General features: G+C 64.4%; 7 protein-coding genes and 1 pseudogene. 2 read left to right on the forward strand and 6 right to left on the reverse strand.

Going from position 1 to position 9,781, the window contains the following annotated elements:
* Positions 1–106: 106 nt before the first annotated feature.
* Complete coding sequence (locus tag AKN84_RS43680; protein WP_050426505.1) at positions 107–1,477, reverse strand: NAD(P)/FAD-dependent oxidoreductase; 1,371 nt, start codon at positions 1,475–1,477, stop codon at positions 107–109.
* Between the two features lie 128 nt (positions 1,478–1,605).
* Positions 1,606–2,292, reverse strand: a complete 687-nt coding sequence (locus tag AKN84_RS43685) for a GntR family transcriptional regulator (RefSeq protein WP_050426506.1) — start codon at positions 2,290–2,292, stop codon at positions 1,606–1,608.
* A 140-nt stretch (positions 2,293–2,432) separates the two neighbouring features.
* On the opposite strand from AKN84_RS43685, the gene AKN84_RS43690 reads away from it, so the two are divergent.
* Positions 2,433–3,332: an amino acid ABC transporter substrate-binding protein gene (locus AKN84_RS43690; protein ID WP_050426507.1), complete on the forward strand. Its 900-nt coding sequence runs from the start codon at positions 2,433–2,435 to the stop codon at positions 3,330–3,332.
* Between the two features lie 43 nt (positions 3,333–3,375).
* Here the strand turns inward: AKN84_RS43690 and AKN84_RS48620 are convergent, their stop codons facing one another.
* From AKN84_RS48620 to AKN84_RS43710, 4 genes and pseudogenes are all read right to left on the reverse strand, one after another.
* Positions 3,376–4,728: a TonB-dependent receptor gene (locus AKN84_RS48620; protein WP_050426508.1), complete on the reverse strand. Its 1,353-nt coding sequence runs from the start codon at positions 4,726–4,728 to the stop codon at positions 3,376–3,378.
* The gene (locus AKN84_RS48625; RefSeq protein WP_202814731.1) at positions 4,725–5,369 is read right to left on the reverse strand and encodes a TonB-dependent receptor plug domain-containing protein; all 645 of its coding nucleotides are present in this window, start codon (positions 5,367–5,369) and stop codon (positions 4,725–4,727) included. The genes AKN84_RS48620 and AKN84_RS48625 overlap by 4 nt, the downstream gene beginning before the upstream one ends.
* A gap of 666 nt (positions 5,370–6,035) precedes the next feature.
* Positions 6,036–7,528: pseudogene (locus AKN84_RS43705) on the reverse strand (NAD-dependent succinate-semialdehyde dehydrogenase).
* 252 nt (positions 7,529–7,780) lie between these two features.
* Positions 7,781–8,107, reverse strand: a complete 327-nt coding sequence (locus AKN84_RS43710) for a hypothetical protein (protein ID WP_050426511.1) — start codon at positions 8,105–8,107, stop codon at positions 7,781–7,783.
* A gap of 344 nt (positions 8,108–8,451) precedes the next feature.
* Here AKN84_RS43710 and AKN84_RS43715 point away from each other — a divergent pair, with 344 nt between their 5' ends.
* Positions 8,452–9,645 carry a serine hydrolase domain-containing protein gene (locus tag AKN84_RS43715; RefSeq protein WP_050426510.1) on the forward strand — a complete coding sequence of 398 codons (1,194 nt, stop codon included), beginning with the start codon at positions 8,452–8,454 and terminating at the stop codon, positions 9,643–9,645.
* The last annotated feature ends 136 nt before the right edge of the window (positions 9,646–9,781 follow it).

The following is a 9,781-nucleotide window of genomic DNA, read 5'->3' on the forward strand; positions in this document are numbered from 1 at the left end:
TAGAGGAGACGAGCCCCACCCGGCGCGCAGGGCGCGCCGACCTCCCCCGCAAGCGGGAGAGGTGAAGCCACCCTCGGGGCGATCGCCTTCGCCAGTGCCTCTTCTCTTAAAGTAACCCCCTGCTTGCGCTTGCTTCCAGTTCGTCCATCAGCGCCTTGTCGTCATAACGCGCGAGCGAGAGGCTGCGCGCGAAGGCCGGCACCGGCGCGCCGACCACGGCGCGGGCGCAGAGATCGCCGGTGGCGCAGGCGCCCATCGTGCCGTAGCCGGAGAGCGCGGTGGCGAGGAACACGCCCGGCGTCTTCGCAGCCCCGATCAGCGGCCAGTTTTCCTTCGTCATCGGATAGTAGCCGCCATAATGCACGCGGTCGCGCGGCAGCGCACCGAGATACTGCGCGAGCTTTGGCTGCAGCCGGCTCGCCGCGCGCAGCACGACTTCTGGAAAATAAGGGTTCAGCTCCGGCTCGCGGATCGGTGCCATGGTCTGCTCTTCGTTGAAGGCCCAGCCGAGCTTGATCCACTCGCCATGATCGCCGCCATCGGGCCGGCAATGGATGCTGCCGGGCATCGGCGCCAGCAGGCGCGCGAATTCCGGCGCCGCCAACAGCGCCTCGCGCTCATCATCGGACCAGGCCAGCGTCTGGCCATCGAGATCGATCGCGAACGGCATCTTGCGATCGACCGCGCGGTTGCGATCGGCGAACGCGATCTTCTGCTGCAGCACATTGACGATCGGCAGCTGCTCGCCATGCATCGCCGCGACCTGCGCGGCGAACGGGCCCGCAGCATTGACGATGATATCGGCCTTGATGCTCTGCCGCGCGCCATCGGCCAGCACATCGACGGTGAAGCGATCGGCCTTCGCGATGCCGACCACCCTCGCCTGCTGAAACTGCGCACCCAGCGGGCGCATGGTCTCCAGCATGTACTGGCCGAGCTGCTGGCCGCTGATATCGCCCGCCCGGCGGATATGCAGCGCGGTCGAGACCTCCTTGTCGAATGTCGGGTAATGCACCTGAATAAGATCACGGCCGAGCAGAACGTCGACCCCGTCGGGCGCGTTCTGCCAATCGGCCGAATGCGGCGGCAGATAGCCGCGGCCTGCGCCTTCATGCTGACGGATCAGCCTGGCGGCCTGCGCGCCATAGCCGGCGTAGAGCTGCTGCAACAGTTCCTCGGGCCGCTCGTCGCGCGTGACCAAGAGATAGCCGCGCCGCGTCATGTGGATGCGGTTGTCGCTGCGGCGCGCGATCTCCTCCATCAGGTCGGTGGAATGGTTGGTGAAGTCGGCCATCGTTGGATGCGGCCACCAGTTGCGGTAGTTCTCGCCCGACTGCGCCGAGGTCAGCGCCATCGGCTGGCCTTCATCGACGATCAGCAAACGTGAGCGCTTGTGCTGGACGGCGAGGTAATAGGCCGTGGCGATGCCGACGATGCCCGCACCGATCAACAGGATTTCGACGTCATTGGTCTTCACGAATAGTCTCCGATAGGCCCGCAACGGACCTGCGATAATTCAAACTGTCCTGAAGGCGATCAGACCGGGCGTCCCTGTTTGAGCAGGATCTCTTCGGAAAACCGCTTCGCACTTCTCCGGATCATGCTTTAGCTCGCATCGCGCAACGCCTGGCGCTGCGCCGAGCGCAGCGTCTTCTGCGTCTCCTCGATGTGATCGCGCAGCAGGCGGACGGCTTTCTTGACCTCGCCGTCGCGGCAGAATTCGAGCAGCCGGTAGTGCTCGCGCTGTGGACGCTCCTTGCCGGTCGCCTGCGACACCAGCGCCCGGGTGAAGCGGCCGACATGACCGTAGTTCGCCTCGATCATGCCGAGCAGGCGCGGGCGATTGCACGGCGCGTAGAGCGTGGCGTGGAATTTCCAGTTGAAGGCGCCCCATTGCGCCGGATCGGGCTCGGCGTCGTAGGCGCGGAGGATCTTGGTCGCCGCCTCCAGGTCGATCTCGCCCATCGCGGGAATCGCCAAACGCAAGGCGTGGCATTCGAGCGCGATGCGGATCTCGAGCAGCTCGATCACCTCGTCGATCGACAGATCGGAGACCACGGCGCCGCGGTTGGGCAGGAACGTCACGAAGCCTTCAGCCTCGAGCTGGCGCAGCGCCTCGCGCACCGGGATGCGGCTGGTCCCGAACCGGGCAGCGAGCTCGTCCTGGCGCAGCTGCAATCCGGGCGCCAGCTCGCCGGAGCTGATCGCGGCCCTCAGCGCCTCACGCACCGCGTCCGGCGCGGAACCGTGGGGTCCGGCGCCTCGATGGCTTGTAGCGGGTGCAGGTTCCATCCGGCTTCTCTCTCGCTCGCCGGCCGCAACAAATATCCGGCTGAGCCATGATTGTATAAAATCGATTTGCTGATTATGCAATCCTATGTATAAAATTCTGCTCTATCGTATCCAATGGCGCCGACGGCCGTGAGCATCAGATGAACCGAGCAACCAAGCGACTGATTGCCCTAGTCTTTCTTGCAACGGCGGCATCCGCCGAAGCGCTTGCTCAATCGCCCAACGGCACGCTGGCCAAGATCCGCGACGCCGGCGAGATCCGGCTCGGACACCGCGACGTCTCGGTCCCGTTCTCCTATCTCGACGACAACCAGAAGCCGGTGGGCTTTGCGATGGACCTCTGCGCAGGGATCGTCGAGGCGGTGAAGGCCGAGCTCAAGCTACCGACGCTGCAGACCAAGCTGCAGCCGATCCAGCTCTCTACCCAGATACCGCTGATCGAGAACGGCACCATCGACATCGTCTGCGGTCCCGCGACCAACACGCTGGAGCGGCAGAAAGTCGTCGCCTTCAGCACCACGATCTTCGTGTCGAGCATCCGCGCCGTCGTGCAGAAGGACGCGCCGATCAAGACCTTCGAGGATCTCGGCGGAAGGCCGGTCTCACTGACCTCGGGCTCGACCTCGATCGGACTGTTGAGCGCGCGCGCCCAGGCGAAGAACTTTCAGACCAAGAACATCCTGACGCCTGATCATGCCGCGTCGTTCCTCGCGCTGACCACCGGGCGCAGCGACGCCTTCGTGATGGATGACATTTTGCTGGCAAGCCTGATCGCGGGCAGCCCCAATCCGTCCGACTGGCGCATCATCGACGACAGCCTGCGCACCGAGCCCTACGGACTGATCATCCGCAAGGGCGATCCGGAGTTCAAGGCGCTGGTCGACAAGACGCTGGTCGCCATGATGAAGAGCGGCGAATTCCAGGAGCTCTACGCGAGATGGTTCACGCGGCCGATTCCGCCGAAGAACGTGAACCTGAATTTCCCGATGACGGCACCGCTGAAGGACGCCGTCGCCAATCCGAACGACAAGGGCGTGTAGCCGGCCATCGCACCGTCGCGTGCGATGGCCAGAGGCACTTGCTCTAGAAATCGACCGTCATCGACAGCCATAGCGTCCGCGGCATGCCGCTGATCACATAGCCGGTCGGATTGCCGATCCAGTAATGCTTGTCGAACAGATTGGTGAGCTGTGCCCTGAACGTCGTCGGACGCCCCGCAAGCGTCGTCGCATAGCGCGCACCGATGTCGAAGGTCGCCCAGTCGGGAACGCTCTGGGTGTTGTCGGCGCTGACATAGGCCCGGCTCGTGTAGATCGCACGCGCCGTCGCGGTGAGACCGGGCACGAAGGGCGTATCCCATTCCACGCCGAGATTGCCCTGCAGGCCGGGCGCGCCGATCGCGTGATTGCCGTCGTAGAGATGCCCCTGCGTCTGGGTGAGCCGGGCATCGAGCCAGGTCACGCCGCCAAGAACGCGGACGCCGGGTGCGACTTCGCCAAAGGTATTGAGCTCGATGCCGCGATTTCTCTGCTGGCCGTCGAGGCTGTAGATCTTGGTGATGGGGTCGATCACGCCGCTCGGCTGGCTGATCTGGAATGCTGCGAGGCTCGCACCGAAGCCGCCGAGATCGAGCTTGGTGCCGACCTCGACCTGCCGCGTCTTGAACGGCGCGAACACCGCATTGGTATTGACCGCGCCGGAGGGCGGCGTCGGCCCGGGCGACAGGCCTTCGATGTAATTCGCATAGAATGACAGCTGCTTGATCGGCCTGACCACGAGGGCGATCGACGGTGACGTCGCGTTCTGGTCGTAATGCGTCGTCTCGAGGCCGCTGACCGGAGCGTAGCTGTTCGCGATCACCTGCTGCTGGCGTGCGCCGACGATCAGTTGCAGCATGCCGCCCATCGTCGTGAGCGTATCGGCGACGCCGACACTGCGCAGCCCGAGGAAGCCGGACTTGCCTTCCGGGAACGTCGATACCGGCGCACCGGCGGTGGCCAGCAAGGCCGGGCTGTAGATGTTGGTGAGATAGGTCCCGTAATTGGTCTGGCCGAGCCAATCCGTCCGGTTCTGCGCGCTGCCGCTGACCACGACCTCGTGGCCGATCGGCCCGGTGTCGAAGCGCGCGCGCACGCCCGCCTCGCCCGAGAAGGCCTCCGATTTGCCGGTCTGGAAGCGGGATGTGCCTAAGGCATCGGCCGACGTGTTGAGAATCGTTGCGCCCGGATCTTCGCGCTTGTCGTAGCGGAATTCATTGCCGCCGATCGCGCCGAACATTGTGACGTTGTTGCTCAGATCGTATTCCGCGCGGGTCAGGCCCGTCAGACTGCGCGACCGCGCGTAGTCGAATGGCTGCGCCAGATTGATGCGTGGATCGGGCGCGCTCGGAAGCGCGATGCCGGGCACCGGCGTGTAGCCGCGCTGGGCGGCCTTCATCCAGTCATCCTGGGAGACGATGTCGGCGGACCAGCGGAAGCGTTCGCATGGTAGTCGACGCCGAGCGAGCCGACGCCGTTGCGCACGGATTGCCGGTCGATGCTGGTGTTGCCGCCGTCGATCCCACCGTTGAAGCGAACGCCCCACTCCTTCTGCTCGCCATAGCGGCGAGCGAGATCGAGCTCCGTGCCGAAACGTCCGTCCGAGATGTAGCCCGCGGTCAGGCGCGTCAGGTCTTCCGCCGCCCGCTTGGTCACGACGTTGACCGTGCCGCCGATGCTGCCTTGCGGGGCCATTCCGTTGAGGAAGGCAGCCGGTCCCTTGAGCAGCTCGATGCGCTCGATCGGAGCCGGGTTGACACGATAGGCCGGAACGAGACCGTAGAGCCCGTTCAACGCGATCTCGCTGTTCTCGATCCGGAAGCCGCGGATGGTCAGCGCATCGTAGCGGTTGCTGCTGCCGATCGCAGCACGCACCGATGGATCGGAATTCGTCAGCACTTCCGCGACGCTCGTTGCCTGCTGATCGCGGATCGTCTTCTCGGTGTAGCTCGTCTGGCTGTACGGCGTGTCCATGTAGTCCTTGTTGCCGAGCAGGCCGAGTTGCCCGCCACGCGCGACCTGGCCGCCGATATAGGGCACCGGCAACGCCGCCTGCTGTGCACCGGCGGTCGGTGTGGCCGCTGGTGTCGGCGTATGCGCACGCCTGCTCGCCTGATGCGCTGCCGACGAACGTGCCGAACGCGATGATGACGGCCGGCGAACCGGCGAGCTTCGATGCTGTGGCGCGGCCACGACGACCGGCGGAAGCGGCGCCGCACCGCTTGCAGGTGGTTGCTCCGGCGATTGCGCGAGCGACGGCACCGCAGTCAGAAGCAGCGACGCGCACGCGAGTCGGAATGCGCATGGAACATTTGAGCTGACGAGCATGAGGTCCCCGGAGTCTTTTTCTTGGTTTCGTCTCGAACATCGTCAGAGTTCAAGCGCGACACCGGGACATAAGCATCACGCGCGGTGACGCCAACTAGAACGCATCTAAGAGAGGGGACGAAGCTCGCCGTGCGACGCGACAACGATGCGGAAGATTCAGCGTTCTGATTATTGTTTCATTGAAGACTGCGCGCTGATGCGGCCTTCTGACAGCCCTTTCGAGATTAGAGAGATTCTCGATGCGGTCGCGGTCGGACGCGGTGAATTGTCGCAGCTCTCTGAATGTCGGTAAACGATCGACAAGAGCGTGTGATCAAGCAAAAGCCCGGCGCTGATTTAATCAGCAGCCGGGCTCAAGCGAACAGACAATGATGGCGATCAGACGCCGGCCATCATCACGTATTTGATCTCGACATATTCATCCATGCCGTGGCGCGAGCCTTCGCGGCCGAGGCCACTTTCCTTGACGCCGCCGAACGGGGCGACCTCGGTCGTGATCAGGCCGGAGTTGACGCCGACCATGCCCGACTCCAGCGCCTCGGCGACGCGCCAGACGCGGCCGATGTCGCGCGAATAGAAGTACGAGGCGAGGCCGAACGGCGAGGCGTTGCACATCGCGATCACGTCGGCCTCGTCCTTGAAGCGGATGACAGGCGCGAGCGGGCCGAAGGTCTCTTCGTGCGCGACCAGTGCATCCGGCCGCACGTCCGACAGCACGGTCGGCTCGAAGAAGCTGCGGCCGAGCGACGAGCGCTTGCCGCCGGTCACGATCTTGGCGCCGCCCTTCACGGCATCGGCGATGTGACGCTCGACCTTCTCGATCGCCTTCATGTTGATCAGCGGCCCCTGCGTGACGCCGGCCTCGGTGCCGTCGCCGATCTTCATCTCCGCGACCTTCTTCGACAGCTTCTCGACGAACTGGTCGTAGATCTTGTCCTGGGCGTAGAGGCGGTTGGCGCAGACGCAGGTCTGACCCATGTTGCGGTACTTCGAGACCATGGCGCCTTCGACCGCCGCATCGATATCGGCATCGTCGAACACAATGAAAGGCGCGTTGCCGCCGAGCTCGAGGCCGAGCTTCTTCACGCCGACCGACGCCTGGCGATACAAGATCTTGCCGACATTGGTCGAGCCGGTGAAGCCGACGAAGCGCACCGCCGGATGCTCGCACAGCACCTTGCCGATCGGCGGCGCGTCACCGGTGATGATGTTGAACACGCCCTTCGGCACGCCGGCCTTCTCGGCCAGCGCCGCGAGCGCGAGCGCCGACAGCGGCGTCTCGTTGGCGGGCTTCAGCACCACCGTGCAGCCGGCCGCCAGCGCCGGCGACACCTTGCGCGTGATCATCGAGTTCGGGAAGTTCCACGGCGTGATGGCGCCGCAGACGCCGATCGGCTGCCGGATCGCAAGCAGGCGCGCATCCGGACGCTGGGTCGGAATGGTCTCGCCATAGACGCGTCGCGCCTCTTCCGCGAAGAATTCGACATAGGCCGCACCGATATCGACCTCGCCGAGCGCTTCCGCGAGCGGCTTACCCTGCTCGGAGGTCAGGATCAGCGCGAGTCCTCGCGATTGGCGATGATCAGGTCGAACCATTTGCGCAAAATGTTGGAGCGCTGCTTGGCGGTGAGCTTGGCCCAGGCCGGAAACGCGCGCTGGGCGGCCTCGACCGCCTTGGTCGCATCGTCGGCGCTGAGCTGCGGGATCTTGATCAGCTCATTGCCGGTCGCCGGATTGTTGACGGCGAATTCGGGGGTGCCGACCCAGGCGCCGTCGATGTAGCAGCGGTCGCGCAGCAGCGACGGATCCTTCAGGCGGTCGTGCAGGGAAGCGGCGGATTGCGTGGCGCGTGCGGCAACGGGCGGGGTCATGGCGTTACTCCTGGAATTTCTTGGGGGTATTCGCGGCCTATATAGTCGGAAAACCGTTGCGATGCACCGGCGCCGGGCGCGACCCTGCTTCAAGCAATATTGAGGGCTGGCACGTGAACTTCCTTCATGCGCCGGCGCGGAGAATTGTCATTCCGGGATGGTCCGAAGGACCAGACCACAGATGCGCAATTGCGCATCGGGGAATCTCGAGATTCCGGGTTCGATGCTGCGCATCGCCCCGGAATGACAGCGTCACGACATCGCGCCGCCCGACATGTAGGTTTCGCGGCGGCCGATCATGTGTTCGGCCGCGGCCTTGGCATCCGCCTTGGTCGAGGTCGCGCAAGTGCGGTATTCGAGGTCGGCCTGCGCCCGCGCATCGCGGCGGCCGAACCAGGATTTGGCGCCGGTCTGCAGCAGCGCCAGCGCCTGTGCGACATTGTCGACCGCCTCGAATGAGTGCAGTGCGCCGGTACCCGCGTAGCGAACTTCATACAGACCTGGGCTGATCGGCGCCTCGATATTCTCGCCGCGCCCCGGCCGCGGGTAGCGCTTCCATTCACTCCATGTCGAAATCATTGCTGCGTCCCCGCGAGGCGAAATGACGATCTTTTTCGTCAAATCCAGCCCAATCCGCCGCACCATTTATGCAGCGATCTGAATGCGTTAATGCAAAAAAACAGGTACGAAAATCAATCTGCCGATCACGTTACCGTGGCCGCCTTGCGGGGTCACCGGGACCGGTGCGGAGTCCACCGCAAAATCTGCGCGCGTGGTGAACACCCTCTGAGCCAGGTCGTTCCTGAGCCGCCCGCCTTCACGACATCGCGACACCATCGCATCGCGCGCCCGCCTTGCGGGACCCGACAAGCGGGAGGATGATCCGCCCACTTCAAAACAATAAGCCCACCGGAGGAAGCCCAATGCAGAGCAAGGCTCAGATCGATCAGGTTTTGCGTCAGAAGAGCGAGGCGAAGGAGATTCCCGGCGTGGTCGCAGTCGCGGCCACCGGCAAGGACGTGATCTACGAAGGCGCGTTCGGCAAGCGCGACCTTTCCAAGAGCGATCCGATGACGGCGGACAGCGTGTTCTGGATCGCCTCGATGACCAAGGCGGTGACATCAGCGGGCGCAATGCAGCTCGTCGAGCAGGGCAAGCTCTCGCTCGATGAGCCGATCGGCAAGCTGTTGCCCGACCTCGCCGCGCCGCAGGTGCTCGAGGGCTTCGATGCCAAAGGCGAGCCGAAATTGCGCCCGGCCAAGACCCCGATCACGCTGCGTAAGCTCATGACCCATACCGCCGGCTTCTGCTACGACCTGTGGAACGCCGACATGGGGAAATACATGGAGAAGACCGGCACGCCCGGGATCATCTCCTGCCTGAATGCCGCGCTGAAGACCCCGCTCGCGAACGAGCCCGGCACACGCTGGGAATACGGCATCAATATCGACTTCGTCGGCAAGGCCGTGGAAGCAGCATCGGGCAAGAAGCTCGATGCGTATCTGCGTGACAATATGTTCGCGCCGCTCGGCATGAGCGACACCGGCTTCAAGATCTCCGACGACATGCGCAAGCGGCTGGTCGGCATGCATGCCCGCGGCGAGGACGGCACGCTCGCCGCGATGCCGTTCGAGCTCGAGCAGAACCCTGAATTCCACATGGGTGGCGGCGGCCTGTATTCGACCGCGGCCGACTATATCAAGTTCTGCCAGATGATCCTCAACAAGGGCAGAGGCAACGGCAACCAGCTGCTGAAGGCCGAGACCGTCGCCGCCATGGGGCAGAACCAGATGGGCGATCTCACCGTCGGCAAGATGACGACCGCGGCGCCGCCATACACCAACGATGTCGATCTCTATCCCGACATGATCAAGAAGTGGGGGCTGAGCTTCCTGATCAACACCGCCAAGACACCGGAAGGCCGCAGCCCCGGCAGCCTCGCCTGGGCGGGCCTTGCCAACACCTATTACTGGATCGATCCGTCGCGCGACGTTTGCGGCGTGATCCTGACCCAGCTGCTGCCGTTCGCCGACAAGCATAGCCTCGAGGCCTTCGCAGGCTTCGAGAAGGGCATCTATGCCGGGCTCGATGCCGGTAGCGGGCAAAGGGCGGCGTAAGCGGCCACGAAGGGACTGCGCTCCCTCGCCCCGTTCTTACGGGGAGAGGGTTGGGGTGAGGGGCTGCTTCCGCGCAACGGTTGCAATCGGACTCGCGGAGACTCCCCCTCACCCGGATCGCATCTTCGATGCGATC

The sequence above is a fragment of the Bradyrhizobium tropiciagri genome (genome assembly GCF_001189845.1).
Lineage (GTDB): Bacteria > Pseudomonadota > Alphaproteobacteria > Rhizobiales > Xanthobacteraceae > Bradyrhizobium > Bradyrhizobium tropiciagri.

Bases quoted from the DNA above. Each gene is read 5' to 3' on its own strand.
- AKN84_RS43690 (WP_050426507.1), top strand. From the start codon at position 2,433: ATGAACCGAGCAACCAAGCGACTGATTGCCCTAGTCTTTCTTGCAACG.
- AKN84_RS43710 (WP_050426511.1), bottom strand. From the start codon at position 8,107: ATGATTTCGACATGGAGTGAATGGAAGCGCTACCCGCGGCCGGGGCGC.
- AKN84_RS48620 (WP_050426508.1), bottom strand. From the start codon at position 4,728: ATGAAGGCCGCCCAGCGCGGCTACACGCCGGTGCCCGGCATCGCGCTT.
- AKN84_RS43715 (WP_050426510.1), top strand. From the start codon at position 8,452: ATGCAGAGCAAGGCTCAGATCGATCAGGTTTTGCGTCAGAAGAGCGAG.
- AKN84_RS43685 (WP_050426506.1), bottom strand. From the start codon at position 2,292: ATGGAACCTGCACCCGCTACAAGCCATCGAGGCGCCGGACCCCACGGT.